Here is a 15,540-nt window from a genome sequence, read left to right as displayed (position 1 = left end):
TTTGCCAAACCTCGCTTTTTACTGCTTTTTACCTCATTACCAAAAAATCATAAAACGGCTGTAAAGTCTTTATTTACAACCGTTTTGACTGTTATTAATCTTTGATGTATTTTTACTGAAACTTTATTTTAAAAAAATCAAAGCAATATATCTTATTGCATTATAATATCAAGTATTTCACATCCCTCTTAGTAAAGGATATATTTTTTTTACTTACTTTTAATGTATGGCTAAGGTAAAAGCATAATATCCTCCCAATTTTACCTATTTAGAATAGAAGTGATTGTTATAAGGTCATTTTTTCTATTGTATTAAGTTTGCTCAATTACTGAGATTTTCAATTTTTTTGATTGCTACCGTTATTTTCCTCCCAATAGAGCAATCGCTAGAACAACAATTTACTATTTAATTAACGCACAGGTAAGCACTCAGGCTGTTCGTGCTTCTCGTTCTATACTTGATTGGATTGGATTATCCGTGAGTATTGCCTGACAGCTGTGTAGAAAGCTTCACTATACCCATTATCTTGATCAAGAATTGACCGAGCGTAACAAGTAATGTCTTAAAACTAAACTTGTATTGATTCACTTAAATTTTATTAATCATGAAACAACTAGAACTCACAATTGAAACTATTGAGACAAGAGAAGTATCCGCATTAGATCCAGTTATGGCTCAAAACTTGGATATCTATGCTTGTTGCAGTTGTTGCTGTTGCTGTTAGTAACTCAGACTAGTAATACCAATGAAAGTTGGTGTTACTAGTTTTTAATTTACACATTTATGAAGAAGAAAAAATGGAAAATTATTCAAACGGATCACAATGAATATATCGTATTGTCTGATTCAAATTCAATTAAGAAGATTAAAGGAAAAGATGCAAACGATATGATTGCTGTTCTTGCTTTAGTACAAGAACAAGTACCTATTCCTCCAGATTTTACATTTTCTTATCCCTATGTCTCACAGAAAGATAGAGTTAATGACTTACTATCGTGGTTGACTATGCACCAATTTATCTACCCGGATATTGAAAAAAAAATGGAGATGAAATTAGATATTATTGGAGAATTTGGTGTTCATTCCAATTTGTTGCAGACTTTCATAAAGGGATTACCTGATCAAATCAAAGTTTCTAATGTTTACAACATATCAGAAGAGAATATTGTTCTCCAACCGGCTGCTTCATCGGCAACTTTAACGCTTCTTGTAGGGCCTTACTTCTATAATGCAAAAACAATTCAACAGATTAGCTTAGTACAACAAACTACCTCCACAGATTTTTTATTTGTTGAATTATTTGAGAATGGGATCCTATTAGGTCCTTTAATGAATCATCAGAAAGGAACCGTTTGTTTGAATTGTATTGAAATGAGGAAGATGTTTAATGCAACGACACCAGCTATTCTCATGGAGCAACTTTTAGAGAAAGAGAGGATTAAAGATCACCCATTTTCAGTATGGGAAATTGGATCATTTTCAATCAATACGGCTTTTATTTACAATGAATTGCATAAAATTATGATTGAAGGAGATAAAACACGGTATAACAAAGCAGTGTTTGTCGATTTTCATCGTTATCACAATCAGTATCTAATGGTGTTAGGTGATCCTTCGTGCGAGTTTTGTAATGACTTATCTGTTTATTGTCCCTTATGATGCACAGATTATACGGAAAAATTGGGTTTTTAAATAATCCCAAGTTAAGGGTAGCACGAAATTTATATTTGCCCGCTAATATGTGCGAAACTGTGTGTTTTTCAGATCATTTATACGTGATGAAAAACAATCGAACCACTATTTATGGCGGTGGAATTGCGCTAAATGAGCAACAAGCAGATGTGGCTGCTTTAGGAGAGTATTTAGAACGGTATGCTTCTAGTTTTCAATTGAATAAAAAATTGATTTATGGGGCATATGATGAACTTAAGAGCGTGCACACCTGTTATCCTCCGCATTGCATACGTTACTTTACAACTGAACAATACAATCACCCCAACTTTGAACTTCATCGCCTAGACGAACACAGTCAGACCCATTGGATAAAAGGATATAATTATAGTACGCAAGAGGAAATTTTGTTGCCTTTTTTTATGGTCAATGTAGAGAATATTAAAGGGGATGGCTTATACCATAAAAATACATCTACAGGAACAGCAGCACATACGAATTTAGAACTGGCTATTCAGGGAGGATTATTGGAATGCATAGAAAGAGATGGTTTTGTAAAATTTTGGTATAGTCAACACCATCAACAGTTTAAAAAATATGACCAAGCTTTTATTCTGAAACAGTTTAAAACAGATCAGCAAATTCAACAATTATTTGACAATAGTAAGGTGAAAATTATAACCTATGATCTGAGTGAGCACGCTTTTTGTCCAACTTTTGCTGTTTTTATCTTGTTTAAAAAAGGGAATAAGGTTTATCAAAGTGTAGGAGCTGCGGCCAGGTTGAATAAAAAAGAAGCAATTGTAAAGGCAGTTATTGAAGCCTATCAAGGAATAGAGTATACCGCATTTACCTGTGAGCAATTTAGAACGGTATTATCTCCTGAAAAAATGAGAGCTCTTGATTTTTCTCAAATCGATTCTTTTAAGAAACACTACGCTTTATACAATCTCTTTCCAGAGCTGATTGAACATGTTCCTCTTTTACAAGATGTGAGACGAGAGGGTAATTACACGCTGGATTGGCAAGAGGTACATTCCCATCACATCGTGAACTTAACTGCCAGTGAGCTGATGGATAAGGGAATACAAGAAGTGTATTATGCAAATTTGAGTACGAGAGATGTTCAACAATTGGGTTTTGAAGTGATTAAAGTAATAACTCCACAACTCAGTTTGTTAACTGGTGATTTTAATTATCCTTATCTGGGATTGTTTGATTCAAATGAAAATTGGTTTACCCATTTTCCTCATCCATTCCCTTAACTAGACATACCATGAAACAATTAAAAAAATATATGAAAACTAGTCTATTACTCAGTATCATGAGTATCTGTTTCTTTTGTAGTTATAAGCCTAAAAGCAGTGATGTGCTACCTAGTTCAGTTCAAGAGGAACCGATTGATTTGGTTTATTTTCCAACGGATATTTTTACAAAACAAACGTATCAAATTCGAATGGATAGTCTTGTAAAGAAACTATTTAAAGAGAAAGATCTTCATCTTGTTGAAAGTGAATTAAAGCGTATAAATCAAATTCACACCCGCTTTTACGCGATGTATTGGAAAGCGTACTTACTTTATTATACCGCAGTTTTTTATCAGAACCTTCGCTCAGAAGATGATTTAGCTGCGAAAACGATTGCGCAGTCACTCCAAACGCTTCAAGAAAGAGAATATGAAAATTCAGAGTATTATGCGCTTCTGGCTCAGGTTACTTCTTTTTCAATTCAATTTGCAACTATTACTCAATTAGCAAGAGTCTCAACGGCAGTTGAAACAGCAGCTAATCATGCTTTGGAGCTGAATAAGAATAACCTTCGAGCTTATCTCGTATTGGCTTCTCACAATTTTCACACGCCTAAGATGTTTGGTGGGATGAAAAAGGTAGAAACTTATGCGTTGAAGGGCTTAGCATGCCCAGATGTTATTGAAAATACAGAGTATAGTCCTACTTGGGGAAGGAACCAACTGTATCATTTATTGGAGCAGTATTACGAACAAGAAGGAAAGACAAAAGCTTTAGAAGAATTACATGAGAAGTATAATGCAAGACAATCAACCCCATGACTAGAGAAGAACAACTGAATGTATTGTCAGCACATCAATTGAGTGAGCATACTCTAGATTTTTTGAACAGTATAAAATTTAAAAAATACGATAAAGAGTCGAGGGATAAATTTAAACGAATGGCTTACATCAACAACAGTCCTGAGATGATGAAAAAAATAATGGACGCTAAATATGAAATGGGCTTTTGTGAAACTTATGTGTTGCAGTCCATACCTTTTTCCTCTCAAAAGGCACGGTGCTTAGCCGAATTAAACCAAGAGCGAAAAAGCGTAAGGCGATTTGGAAACGATCCGATTAACCTGAATCAAGTTAGTGCCTTTTTTAATTTGTTTTATACGGTAACAGGTCAAGAAGAATTCGATTTCAAAGGAGTATCATTAACTCAGATGAAGAGAAATATTGCCTCAGGAGGTTCTTTGTATCCCACAGAAATTTATTTTGTCAATCATCGAATCACTGAATTGCCATTAGGGGTTTATCACTATAATGTATTTACGTTTAGCTTGGAATTAATTCGAGCTTTACCTACTGCGGCAGAATGGGATTTTTTTTACGAGATTATAATGAAGGCAGATTCTTCTTCCATTGATTTTGATCAAGCTTCTGCGTTTGTCATCTTTTCTTCTGTTTTTAATAAACAATCCTTTAAGTATCAAGATTTTGGAGTCGCTTTGTCTTTGGTTGAGGTTGGAGAATTTATACATGCTGCTTACCTAGCTTTAGCAGCATTGGAACTGAGAGGTTGTGCATTTGGTGGTTTTTTGAGCAAGGAAATGCATCAGTTTCTTGCCCTGAAAAACAGCTTACATCAACCCTTATTTTGTATGGCTATTGGAGATCAATTAAAATAAGAATGATGAAGTTAAATGAAAGTATTTGTATAGAAGAACAGCAGGATCAGTTGCTATTGAAAATTCGAGATGAAAATCATTTAGTGAAACTTTCTAAAATTGAATATGAAATCATTGCGTATTATTGTCAGGTGTTGGATAAACAGGCTGTGATTGCGTTTTTTAGCGCTAAAGTAGAGATTGGAGCGCAACAATTGGAAACACTCTTAGATCTAGCGAAACAGAAAGGAATTTTAGTAGAGAAAGTAGCGGAGAAGAAATCGTTTTTTCAATTGCGTTTGAAGAGACGAAAAGCAATATTCGAATTATTATTCTTGGACTTTACCGGATCATTATTTGAGCGATTAGTAGAAAACAAAAAGTTACGGATGTTGTTATTTTGGTTATGGATAGGTCTGACATTGGGTGCCCTTTGTTATTTATTTGGGTACCCCCTAGCATTTATTGAAAACTATAAATCGACCTTGTATCTTGTTCCTTATTCTTTTAAACAATTGATTGTCTTTATTTACTTAGGGGCTTTTGCAAGTATTATTATACACGAATGGGGACACTATTTTTTTTATAAATTATACAAGGGGAAATGCTCCATTTTTGGTATAGGTTTGTTGTTGTTTGTGATTCCTGTGTTTTATAACAAATTGTATATTCAGCAAGTTTCTACTAAGAAACATCGTTTATGGATTTATGCTGGCGGAATTCTATGGGATATGACTACAGTCGTGTGGATACTTTTGGGAACGATAGTTTGGAAGGATACCCATCCTACTCTTGTTTTTATAGGATACTCCATGCTACTCTCTATTGGAATACGATTTGTTTTTAATATAAATGTGTTCTTACCTCAAACAGATGGATATTTTATACTCAATGATTGGCTTGGAAAAGAAAATCTTTGGCGGGAGTCTTATCTTGTTGCTTTACACTTGCGTAAAAAGCCGTTTACGGTACAGAGGTTCTTGTATTTGGTCTATTTTATTTTCAGTTGTCTAGCCGTTGTATTTGCTTGGGGGTGTTTCACTATTCCTTTGTTTTTGCTTGTTTTATATGCATGCTCTTCTTAGTCATTTTGTTTCATCTGTAGGTTTTAGTCTTATTGGTATACTAGGGTATGCACAGGAAGTAAAACAAGATTCAACGTCTCAGCCGTTGCACGAAATTATTATTGTCAATAAAAATCCAATCGCAGAAAAGTTCTCGAGTGTTAGCCTGAATCGTTTAGATATTTATTTTAATCCTGCTTCTAGTGGAGATCCACTTAAGGCGATCAGTCTATTGCCTATGTCAACCTCTAGTTCAGAAACAGCAAATCCTGTACTAAGGGGGGCATTAGCAGATCAATCTAGGGTATATGTTAACGGTGCTCCTGTTGTAAACCCAGTTCGAAATACACAAGAGAATGGATGGGGGAATTTTTCTATTTTCAATACAGAAATGTTGGAGAAACAATATGTATACGCAAGCAATCCTCCCTTGAATTACGGCAATTCAACAGGGGGAATGGTGGAAATAGAAACGATAAAGCAGTTGAACCAAGATTCTTATCAAGTGATTTTGGGATTGTCTAATCTAGGTGCTCAAATAAATAAAAAAATAGGAGAAAGTGCTTTTGTTCAACTCTATTCTAATTTTCAATTTTCGAATGTACTCCAGCAAGTGAACGCACAAAGTTTGACAGATTTGAACGCTTTTCAATCCAAGGATGCGGGACTGCATTTTCGGGTTAGGTTGTCGAATCGTTTGAATTTGTCAAGTTATACGTATTATTTAAATGAGCGTTACGATGCTAAAAATTATCATTTACAGTATATAGGAGATGCCCTTGCCAAACAAAAGCGATTTTTTACCATTCAGTCGTTAGAATACAACAGTGATAGATCTTTGTTTAAATTATCTACGTTAATGGATCAAAGTAGGGGAGCTTATACATTTGCTAATCTTGATGCAACTGCCACTTACGTACAATATTTTCTGACAGTGTCTCATCGCTATCGAATTGGCTATGCATGGCATGTACAATATGGAGTAGATTATACGACTACCCAATATAAAAATGAGGATTTTCACGGGGAGTTTTTTTATGCTATGCGTCCACAAGATCCTGTTATTTATCAAGAAAAACGAATGAAATTTACAGCAGTGGAGGCGTATTTATATACAGATTATAAGGTTGGTAATCATTTTGGATTATCCTTAGGTCTTCGCAAAAGTATGTTGGAGCAAGCGAATCAGTTTTCATTTTTAAGCGGGCAATTTTCAACCTTTTATAAACTTAATACACAGCATCGATTTATTTTTAGTCTAGGTAATTACAATAGTTATATTACGCCCAATTCTTACAATTACTCCCTTGGAATGTATAACAGCAAGCAAGTGGCTTTGGATTACTATTGGGAAACAGAAAAAGACGAAGTAAGTGGTGCGGTATATTTTAAAAAAGATAAAGGAAATGTATTCTTGTCGAGGTTAGAAGAGTTTTCACATCGACAAATATGGGGAGCGGAAGGCGCTTATAAACATCTATTTGGTCGGTATTTATCTTTTGGAGTATCCAATACACTATTGTACCAATCGGTTGATATTAATAATACCCCAAATACGCGTTGGATGTATTTCTTAAAATCACAATTAACCTATAATAACCCTCGTCTATTTACAGCATCTTTGGTGGGGACTATGCATTCAGGAGAATCTTATCCTTTCATCCATTCTACTTTTTTTGATGCTGAAAATGAACTTTTTATTCCTTCTTTTAAAATGGATAATCGACAGTATTTTAATACCTATTTTAGAGTGGATTTTACGATCAATAAAATGGTTTCAATTCGCGATACATTCTTGATTGTATATGCTTCGATTACGAATGTATTGAATCGAAACAATGAGAAAAAAGCATATTATTCGACAGATTACTCCCGTGTTTACTTTCAAAATTTTCAGGGGAGAATTCTATATTTTGGTTTACAATTTAAATTTTAAATCTACTTGTATTGTATCACTTACTAAAGTGAAAAAAAAACGCCATCGATTTCGATGGCGTTTTTCAATTATATTACAGTGAATTAATTTTCAAGATAAGCTTCAATTGGAGCACAAGAACAAACTAAGTTTCTATCTCCATAAGCGTCATCAATACGACGTACAGTAGGCCAGAATTTGTTTTCAGCTACGTATTCTAATGGATACGCTGCTTTTTGTCTTGAGTAAGGAAGATCCCAATTATCTGCAGTTAATAAAGCTAAAGTATGCGGTGCATTCTTTAATTCATTTACTGGGTTTTCAATTGTAGCGTTTTCAATTTCTTGACGAATAGAAATCATTGCATCACAGAAACGATCGATTTCAGCTAAGCTTTCACTTTCTGTTGGTTCGATCATTAAAGTACCTGCTACAGGGAAAGAAACCGTTGGTGCGTGGAAACCGTAATCGATTAAACGCTTAGCGATATCAGTTACTTCAATTCCTTTTTCTTTGAATTCGCGAACGTCAACAATCATTTCGTGTGCTGCACGTCCTTTTTCACCTGTATATAAAATAGCATAGTGCTCTTCTAATCTAGACTTCATATAGTTCGCATTCAAGATTGCTGTTTGCGTTACTTTTTTCAATCCTTCTGTTCCCAACATAGAGATATAACCGTAAGAGATTAAACACACTAATGCAGAACCGTAAGGAGCAGAAGAAATAGAAGTAATTGCATTTTTACCACCTACAGCCACTAATGGGTTAGAAGGTAAAAATTCTACTAAATGCTCAGCCACACAGATAGGTCCAACTCCAGGTCCACCACCACCGTGAGGAATAGCAAATGTTTTGTGTAAGTTTAAGTGACAAACGTCAGCACCAATAGAAGCTGGGTTAGTAAATCCAACTTGAGCGTTCATATTCGCACCATCCATATATACTTGTCCTCCGTTATCGTGGATAATTTGTGTAATTTCCATGATTGCAGATTCGTACACTCCATGAGTAGAAGGGTAAGTAACCATTAAACAAGAAAGATTGTCTTTGTGTAATTCTGCTTTTTCTCTTAAGTCAGCCACATCGATATTTCCTTCAGGAGTTGTTTTTGTTACTACCACTTTCATTCCAGCCATTGCTGCAGAAGCAGGGTTTGTTCCGTGAGCAGAAGCAGGGATTAAAGCAATATTTCTTTGGAAATCACCTCTTGATTGGTGGTAAGCGCGAATCGCCATTAATCCAGCGTATTCTCCTTGTGCACCAGAGTTTGGCTGTAATGTTGTTCCAGCAAAACCAGTGATAATATTTAATTTATGCTCTAAGTCTTTCAACATTTCGATATAACCTTGTGCTTGATCTAGTGGAGCAAAAGGGTGGATGTTGTTCCATTGACCGTTGCTTAACGGAAGCATTTCAGCTGCCGCATTCAACTTCATGGTACAAGATCCCAATGAAATCATCGATTGGTTTAATGCTAAATCTTTGCGCTCTAAACGCTTGATGTAACGCATTAACTCTGTTTCAGAGTGGTAGCTATTAAATACGTCGTGCTCTAAGAATTTAGAAGTACGTTTTAATTTTGCTGGGTAATTTACTGCTTCTTCATTTAAAGCTGTAATAGTAAAGGCTTCTTTACCTACTGCTTGAGCGAAGATAGCGATGATTGTATTGATGTCATTTACATTTACTGTCTCGTTTAAAGAGATTGAAATTGTATTGGCATCGATATAGTAGAAGTTTACTTGGTTTGCTTCAGCGATAGGTCTAACTTTAGCAGCATCTGCTTTTACAACGATGGTATCGAAGTAAGCTGTATTGGTTTGCTCAATACCTAATTTAGCTAAGTTTTCAGCAACCGTATTTGCTTTTGCATGTACTTGGTTTGCAATAAAACGAAGACCATTTGGTCCGTGGTAAACCGCGTAGAAACTCGCCATAACAGCTAATAATACTTGAGCGGTACAGATATTTGACGTTGCTTTTTCGCGTTTGATGTGTTGTTCACGTGTTTGCAAAGCCATACGCAATGCTCTGTTTCCGTCTGCATCTTTAGAAACACCAATGATACGACCTGGCATACTGCGTTTGTACTCTTCTTTTGTAGTGAAGAAACCAGCGTGAGGTCCTCCAAATCCTAATGGAATACCAAAACGTTGTGTTGTTCCAACAACAACATCAGCTCCCATTTCTCCTGGAGAAGTTAAAGTTACTAATGACAAGATATCTGCTGCAACGGCAACTTTGATATCTTTTGATTTAGCGGTATGAATGAAGTCAGCATAATCATATACTTGACCGTATTTTCCTGGATATTGTAAGATTGCTCCGAAGAAATCTTCTGAGAAATCAAAGGTTTGGTGATCGCCTACAACTAATTCAATTTCGAAAGGAACTGAACGCGTTTGTAATACAGATAACGTTTGAGGTAAAATCTCTTCAGAAACGAAGAATTTTAACGCGTTATTTTTCTTTTGATCTCTTGTACGAACATCGTATAATAACATCATGGCTTCTGCAGCAGCAGTACCTTCATCTAATAAAGAAGCATTGGCAATTTCCATTCCAGCTAATTCAATTACTGTTGTTTGGAAATTTAATAAAGCCTCTAAACGACCTTGTGCAATCTCAGCTTGGTACGGAGTATAAGCTGTGTACCAACCAGCGTTTTCAAATACGTTGCGAATAATAGGAGCAGGGCTAACAGATTCGTTGTATCCTAATCCAATATAAGAACGAAAGATTTTGTTTTTGTTGCCTAAGTTCTGAATATAAGATAAATACTCATATTCCGTCATTGCAGGAGCAAGATCTAAATCTTGTTTTAAGCGAATTGAAGTTGGAAAAGTCTCATCGATTAATTGTTCAATGTTGTCAACTTTCACAGTTTTAAACATTTGTGCCATGTCCTCAGCACGAGGGCCAATGTGTCTTAAAGCAAATGCATTTGTTTTCATTTGGGCAAAATAATAAGTTGTGTATAAGCATACAAAAATAACCATAAATCTGAGATAAATTGAGTATATTCCTAGTAATTTTGTTAATGTAAATTTCTAGCCGATTTAGGTATAAAAAATGAGCATGAAAAAAGTTCTAGGTAACCTATTTGATTTTTATCTGAAAGCGAGTATTCACGTTTCTTTCGCCGTTTTTGCATTGGTACAAATGACTTTTTATTTCTGTCGTTTGCCCTTCGATTGGACGGTCTCTCTTTTGGCCTTTTCAGGAACCTTGTTTTCCTATAACTTTATCAAATACGCAGATTATGTTGTGGCACATCGCCGCAATTTGTCTCCAAAAATAAAGGCAATCCTCTTATTAAGTGTTGTCGCCTTAATCGTGGGGATGGTGAGTTTTTTTTATTTAACCTTTACTGCCCAGCTTGTCACTATCTCTTTGTTGGTTTTGGCTGTGCTCTATGCAGTGCCTATCTCTAAGCGGATTCCAAATTTGCGCAATTGGTCTGGTTTAAAAGTCTATATCGTCTGCTTGTGCTGGGCTACAGTAACCCTTATTATTCCTGTATTTAATGCAGGAATCGAACTTTCATTGGATATTTGGATTAAATTTCTACAGCGATTTATCTTAGTACTAATCTTAATCGGCATATTTGAAATCGTCGATTTGCAATACGATGAAAAGTATTTGAAGACGATTCCTCAATTATTAGGTACTCGAAAAACAAAATGGTTACTCGCTAGTTTGTTAATTCCCTTTTTTGTCATTGAGTTTTTTAAGGTGGGATTCCAACCCATTCAGGCGTGGAATAATTTGATTCTTGTTTGTATTACCCTATTTTTTATTCAATTAGCTTCACCCAAACGCAGTAGTTACTTTAGTTTATTTTGGGTAGAAAGTGTGCCCATCTATTGGTGGATTCTCGTGCTCCTTGAAGGATAAAAAGCGAAAGAAAGGTAGTATTTGCTCATCTTTTTAACCTCTATTTTTAGCTCAGTCTAAAAAAACGTATATTTGTAGGACTAAAAAACAACAAAAATGATACAACTTGTAAATGATGTTCAAGCAAACGGAAATCTAGTTTTCGTTTTAGGAAATGACAATACTGTTGAAGTACCAGCACTTTTAAATGACTTTGTACAAGCATTTGAAGCAGGAGAAAAAGAAGAAGACTTTGCGAAAATTGGAAATCAATATTTCTTTTTTGTAAAGGAAAATACCAATTTAGAAAAGATGCGTTTGGCTGGATTCAACATCCGCAAACAATTAGATAAAAAAGCAGATAACTTGACTGTTGTAGGAAATGGAGATACTACTTTGGCTTTGGTTGAAGGAATTGCCCTTTCAAACTACCAATTCTTGAAGTATTTCAAAGAAGCAGAGACCATGAAATTTGCTTTAGAAAATATCAGTGTAAAAGGAAACTTTGAAACGAAACAAATTAGCGATTTAAACCATACGATTAAAGCAGTTTACTGGGCGCGTACCATGGTAAACGAACCGGTGAGCTATTTAACAGCTACTCAATTGGCAAAAGAAATTGAAGTGTTAGGAAACGAAGCTCAATTTTCAGTAAAAGTATTGGGTAAAAAAGAGATTGAAGCTTTGCGTATGGGAGGTTTATTGGCTGTAAATAAAGGATCAGTAGAGCAACCTACTTTTACGATTATGGAATATAAACCTGCGAATCCAATCAATAAGAAACCAATTGTTTTAGTTGGAAAAGGAGTGGTGTATGATACAGGAGGGTTGAGTTTAAAACCAACTGCTGGATCAATGGATTCCATGAAGAGCGACATGGGAGGAGCTGCTTGTATGGCAGGAACTATCTATGCTGCGGCTTTGAATCAAGTAAACGTGCACGTAATTGGTTTAATTCCAGCAACAGATAACCGCCCTGGAGGAGATGCATATGCACCTGGCGATGTGATTACGATGTATGACGGAACAACTGTTGAAGTATTGAATACAGATGCAGAAGGACGTATGATTTTAGGAGATGCCATTGCTTATGCAACCCAATATGAACCTGAAGTAATCATTGATGCCGCTACTTTAACAGGAGCTGCGTTAGTGGTAGCTGGAGATATGGCTTCTTGTATTATGGGGAATGACGAAAAAACAATCCAAGCGATTGTAGCGTCAGGATACAAGGTACACGAGCGTTTAGCTCAATTGCCATTCTGGGATGATTACAAAGATTTGTTGAAATCAAGTGTAGCAGATATGAAAAATATCGGTGGACGTTTTGCAGGGACTATTACCGCAGGAAAATTCTTAGAGCATTTTGCAAAAGCACCTTATGTACACATTGATATCGCAGGTCCAGCTTGGATGGATGCTCCAAGAGATTACAAAGGAAACGGAGGAACAGGAAGTGGAGTCCGTACTTTAGTTGATTTCTTAACGAATTATAAAGCGTAATCGTTCACACGAGATAGTAAATGAAGCAGTAAATTTCGATTTACTGCTTTTTTTTTGCTCTTCGCTCAACATCATCAAAAGTGGAAAAACAAAAAAACGTACCTTTGATTCTTCTACTATTTAATTCAAGAAAAAATGCAAAATATCTCAATCCAATATCAAGCGGTTACGCCAGAAAATATGCACTTAATCCGTCCATTAGCTGAAAAAATTTGGCAAAAAACCTATGGACCTTTATTAGACTCTGCACAAATTGAATACATGTTGCCCATGATGTACAGTCAGGAGCGAATAACCAAGGAAATTGAAGATGGATATGTTTGGGAATTATTTGTTGTTGAAGGTCAAGTTTTAGGCTATCTGGATTATAAATTGATGGAGGATAATCGCGTATTTTTATCTAAAATTTATTTAGATACTGATCAACAACAAAAGGGGTTAGGTAAATTAATGTTGCAACACGTCATCGAATTTGCACAAGAAAATAAAGCAGATGCGTTGTATTTAACTGTGAACAAATACAATGCGAAGGCAATTGAATTCTATGAACGCAATGGATTAAAGTGTATAGAATCTAAGACTTTTGATATTGGTCAGGGCTATATCATGGATGATTATATTTATCAGATCGAAATCGAGTAGGCTAAGATGTCAATAAAATAAAATATGAAGACAAATTTTTTAGTTGTTTTTTTTGTTTCTCTGTTCTCTTTTTCAACAGCAAAGAGTCAGGAGAAAATTCCGTTTCGATTAAATGAACACTACAATATTTTGGTTGATGGGGTAATCAATAAACGCGATAGTGTGGTGTTGATGTTCCAAATTGCCATGAGAGAAGCTTCTTTGGCACCTAATCGTAAAAGTAAGGTAGAATCTGTCGTTTTTGATACAACTGATTTTTCAGAAGGATTGAGTAAAGGCAATTGCATTCAGGTCGGCAATACCCTTGTTGAACCCATATGGATTTGGGACAAGGAATATACAGGTAATGGAGCAGAGGGTAAAATAGGAACTCAATTGTTTAACGGACAGATTTTTGCGATTAATTACGACCAATCCCAATTTGAAATCTATACTCATTTACCCGATACTCGTGGATTTGTAGCTTTGCCGTTAACCCATGAACAGGGACGATTATTTATTGAAGTTTCGAGCAAGGTAAAGGAGAAGGAAATCAAAACAAAGTTTCTTTTGCAATCTGGATTTTCGGGTATGTTGTTGTACAACAATCAAGTGGCGGATGAAAATCAATGGGCGGAAGTACTCCCACGTTTAGACGAAAAAACGCTGATGAATTCAGCAGGAGAGAAGTTGACAAATTTAATCGTTGAAATGCCAACCGTTCTCATAAACTCCTTTCGTTTTACTCATGTCCCCGTTAATATTTTTACAGGAGAAATCAAGAATCAACCCACCAGCTATTTTGGTGCGGATTTTATTCATCGCTTTAATTGGATTATTGATATGCAAGGAGGATATGCTTACATTCAACCGAATAAGTATTTTTCAGATGCGTATTATTTTTTAAAAAAGTGAGGAAGATTTTTATTTCAGGCGATGATAATAAAGATAAGATAGAAGATATAAGAGGATAGCTAAGGCTATCCTCTTTATGATTATTGGCATATTTTTTACAGCAATTTGGAATATAGTTGATCCAGAGGAATTAAATGATAAAGGAGACGCTGGACGAATTTTAGAGGGGATGATACTAGTTAACCTAATGTTTGAAATGCAATACCGAAAATTGAAACAAAGTTTAGATGAAGAATAACGTAAAAGCGGAACGTGTACGCTGTTATTTAACCCAACAGGAATTAGCAGATGCCATTGAAGTTTCCCGTCAAACAATTCATTCCATTGAGGCAAATCGCTATGTACCTTCTACCATATTGGCGTTAAAACTGGCGAAAACACTCCAAGTAAAAGTGGAAGATTTATTTGAGTTAGAAGAAACAGATTAACGTATTATTTTTATTTAGTTTAAATAATTTTGTATCTTAGCGCGACAATATAAATACAATTACAATGAGTACAGATACACTTAATCCAAACTTCGATCAGCATAAAGTAAAGCCAAAAGCTCCTAAAGTAGAAGAGCTTATTAATGAGTGCAAATCGGTTATGATTGCGTCGTTAAACGAAGATGGTTCTCCATTGGTTAGTACAGCACCTTATTCAAGAGTAGGAAATGATTTCCAAATCTTAGTTTCGTTTATGGCAAAACATACGAAGAACTTAAGAGATCGCAAAAAAGTATCTTTTATGTTTGTAGAAGATGAGAGTACATCGAAACAATTATACGCGAGACACCGTTTAACAATTGAAACAGAAGCGGAGTTAGTAGAAAAAGGAAATCCGTTATACGATCAAGCGATGGTTGATTTGAGAGAGAGACATGGAAAAGTAATTGAGGTTTTAGGAAACTTAGAAGACTTTATCATGTTCAATTTAAAACCAATCAAAGGATCTTATGTAAATGGATTCGGAAGTGCTTACTTCATTGATGAGAATTTACAAGTAATGGAGCATAGACACGGAGCTCACGGGCAACACAATGTAGATGTAAAAAAATAATATATTTTTCTTGTTGAAAACAAAAAAGTC

The 15,540-nt window shown here is 35.3% G+C and carries 14 protein-coding genes; 13 read left to right on the top strand and 1 reads right to left on the bottom strand.

The genetic code is table 11. The annotated features are described in order from the left end of the window. The first annotated feature begins 783 nt into the window (after window positions 1-783). The 6 genes from HX004_RS09490 to HX004_RS09465 all read left to right on the top strand — a co-directional run bounded on the left by HX004_RS09490 (window position 784) and on the right by HX004_RS09465 (window position 7,572). The gene (locus tag HX004_RS09490; RefSeq protein WP_286442259.1) at window positions 784-1,659 is read left to right on the top strand and encodes a hypothetical protein; all 876 of its coding nucleotides are present in this window, start codon (window positions 784-786) and stop codon (window positions 1,657-1,659) included. A gap of 119 nt (window positions 1,660-1,778) precedes the next feature. Further along, on the top strand, window positions 1,779-2,936 hold the full coding sequence (locus HX004_RS09485) for a YcaO-like family protein (RefSeq protein ID WP_286442258.1): 1,158 nt from the start codon (window positions 1,779-1,781) through the stop codon (window positions 2,934-2,936). A gap of 32 nt (window positions 2,937-2,968) precedes the next feature. Then, entirely contained in the window at window positions 2,969-3,739 is a 771-nt protein-coding gene (locus HX004_RS09480; RefSeq protein ID WP_286442257.1) for a hypothetical protein, read from the top strand. Next, entirely contained in the window at window positions 3,736-4,593 is an 858-nt protein-coding gene (locus HX004_RS09475) for a SagB family peptide dehydrogenase (protein WP_286442256.1), read from the top strand. The genes HX004_RS09480 and HX004_RS09475 overlap by 4 nt, the downstream gene beginning before the upstream one ends. 2 nt (window positions 4,594-4,595) lie before the next feature. Then, the gene (locus HX004_RS09470) at window positions 4,596-5,657 is read left to right on the top strand and encodes a hypothetical protein (protein WP_286442255.1); all 1,062 of its coding nucleotides are present in this window, start codon (window positions 4,596-4,598) and stop codon (window positions 5,655-5,657) included. Beyond that, a complete protein-coding gene (locus tag HX004_RS09465) occupies window positions 5,641-7,572 on the top strand; it encodes a TonB-dependent receptor (RefSeq protein ID WP_286442254.1) in 1,932 nt (643 codons plus the stop codon). The genes HX004_RS09470 and HX004_RS09465 overlap by 17 nt, the downstream gene beginning before the upstream one ends. Window positions 7,573-7,655: 83 nt before the next feature. On the opposite strand, the gene gcvP is transcribed toward HX004_RS09465, so the two are convergent. Continuing rightward, on the bottom strand, window positions 7,656-10,508 hold the full coding sequence (gene gcvP, locus HX004_RS09460) for an aminomethyl-transferring glycine dehydrogenase (protein WP_286442253.1): 2,853 nt from the start codon (window positions 10,506-10,508) through the stop codon (window positions 7,656-7,658). Between the two features lie 124 nt (window positions 10,509-10,632). On the opposite strand from gcvP, the gene HX004_RS09455 reads away from it, so the two are divergent. The 7 genes from HX004_RS09455 (at window position 10,633) to HX004_RS09425 (ending at window position 15,510) form a co-directional block, all read left to right on the top strand. Further along, entirely contained in the window at window positions 10,633-11,451 is an 819-nt protein-coding gene (locus HX004_RS09455; protein WP_286442252.1) for a UbiA prenyltransferase family protein, read from the top strand. A 96-nt stretch (window positions 11,452-11,547) separates the two neighbouring features. Continuing rightward, entirely contained in the window at window positions 11,548-12,933 is a 1,386-nt protein-coding gene (locus HX004_RS09450) for a leucyl aminopeptidase family protein (RefSeq protein WP_286442251.1), read from the top strand. Window positions 12,934-13,068: 135 nt separating this feature from the next. Then, window positions 13,069-13,575 (top strand): GNAT family N-acetyltransferase, encoded by a 507-nt coding sequence (locus HX004_RS09445; RefSeq protein WP_286442250.1) that lies wholly within the window; start codon window positions 13,069-13,071, stop codon window positions 13,573-13,575. A gap of 24 nt (window positions 13,576-13,599) precedes the next feature. Continuing rightward, window positions 13,600-14,469 (top strand): hypothetical protein, encoded by an 870-nt coding sequence (locus HX004_RS09440; RefSeq protein WP_286442249.1) that lies wholly within the window; start codon window positions 13,600-13,602, stop codon window positions 14,467-14,469. Window positions 14,470-14,545: 76 nt separating this feature from the next. Continuing rightward, on the top strand, window positions 14,546-14,707 hold the full coding sequence (locus tag HX004_RS09435) for a hypothetical protein (protein ID WP_286442248.1): 162 nt from the start codon (window positions 14,546-14,548) through the stop codon (window positions 14,705-14,707). Continuing rightward, the gene (locus HX004_RS09430; RefSeq protein ID WP_286442247.1) at window positions 14,697-14,897 is read left to right on the top strand and encodes a helix-turn-helix transcriptional regulator; all 201 of its coding nucleotides are present in this window, start codon (window positions 14,697-14,699) and stop codon (window positions 14,895-14,897) included. The genes HX004_RS09435 and HX004_RS09430 overlap by 11 nt, the downstream gene beginning before the upstream one ends. A gap of 64 nt (window positions 14,898-14,961) precedes the next feature. Further along, complete coding sequence (locus tag HX004_RS09425) at window positions 14,962-15,510, top strand: HugZ family pyridoxamine 5'-phosphate oxidase (RefSeq protein WP_286442246.1); 549 nt, start codon at window positions 14,962-14,964, stop codon at window positions 15,508-15,510. Window positions 15,511-15,540 lie beyond the last annotated feature (30 nt).

Origin of the sequence: Myroides sp. 1354 (assembly GCF_030324495.1) — a bacterium.
GTDB lineage: Bacteria > Bacteroidota > Bacteroidia > Flavobacteriales > Flavobacteriaceae > Flavobacterium.
This window is presented reverse-complemented; position numbering and strand designations above follow the sequence as displayed.

Bases quoted from the DNA above. Each gene is read 5' to 3' on its own strand.
- HX004_RS09490 (WP_286442259.1), top strand. From the start codon at position 784: ATGAAGAAGAAAAAATGGAAAATTATTCAAACGGATCACAATGAATAT.
- HX004_RS09485 (WP_286442258.1), top strand. From the start codon at position 1,779: ATGAAAAACAATCGAACCACTATTTATGGCGGTGGAATTGCGCTAAAT.
- HX004_RS09480 (WP_286442257.1), top strand. From the start codon at position 2,969: ATGAAAACTAGTCTATTACTCAGTATCATGAGTATCTGTTTCTTTTGT.
- HX004_RS09475 (WP_286442256.1), top strand. From the start codon at position 3,736: ATGACTAGAGAAGAACAACTGAATGTATTGTCAGCACATCAATTGAGT.
- HX004_RS09470 (WP_286442255.1), top strand. From the start codon at position 4,596: ATGATGAAGTTAAATGAAAGTATTTGTATAGAAGAACAGCAGGATCAG.
- HX004_RS09465 (WP_286442254.1), top strand. From the start codon at position 5,641: ATGCATGCTCTTCTTAGTCATTTTGTTTCATCTGTAGGTTTTAGTCTT.
- gcvP (WP_286442253.1), bottom strand. From the start codon at position 10,508: ATGAAAACAAATGCATTTGCTTTAAGACACATTGGCCCTCGTGCTGAG.
- HX004_RS09455 (WP_286442252.1), top strand. From the start codon at position 10,633: ATGAAAAAAGTTCTAGGTAACCTATTTGATTTTTATCTGAAAGCGAGT.
- HX004_RS09450 (WP_286442251.1), top strand. From the start codon at position 11,548: ATGATACAACTTGTAAATGATGTTCAAGCAAACGGAAATCTAGTTTTC.
- HX004_RS09445 (WP_286442250.1), top strand. From the start codon at position 13,069: ATGCAAAATATCTCAATCCAATATCAAGCGGTTACGCCAGAAAATATG.
- HX004_RS09440 (WP_286442249.1), top strand. From the start codon at position 13,600: ATGAAGACAAATTTTTTAGTTGTTTTTTTTGTTTCTCTGTTCTCTTTT.
- HX004_RS09435 (WP_286442248.1), top strand. From the start codon at position 14,546: ATGATTATTGGCATATTTTTTACAGCAATTTGGAATATAGTTGATCCA.
- HX004_RS09430 (WP_286442247.1), top strand. From the start codon at position 14,697: ATGAAGAATAACGTAAAAGCGGAACGTGTACGCTGTTATTTAACCCAA.
- HX004_RS09425 (WP_286442246.1), top strand. From the start codon at position 14,962: ATGAGTACAGATACACTTAATCCAAACTTCGATCAGCATAAAGTAAAG.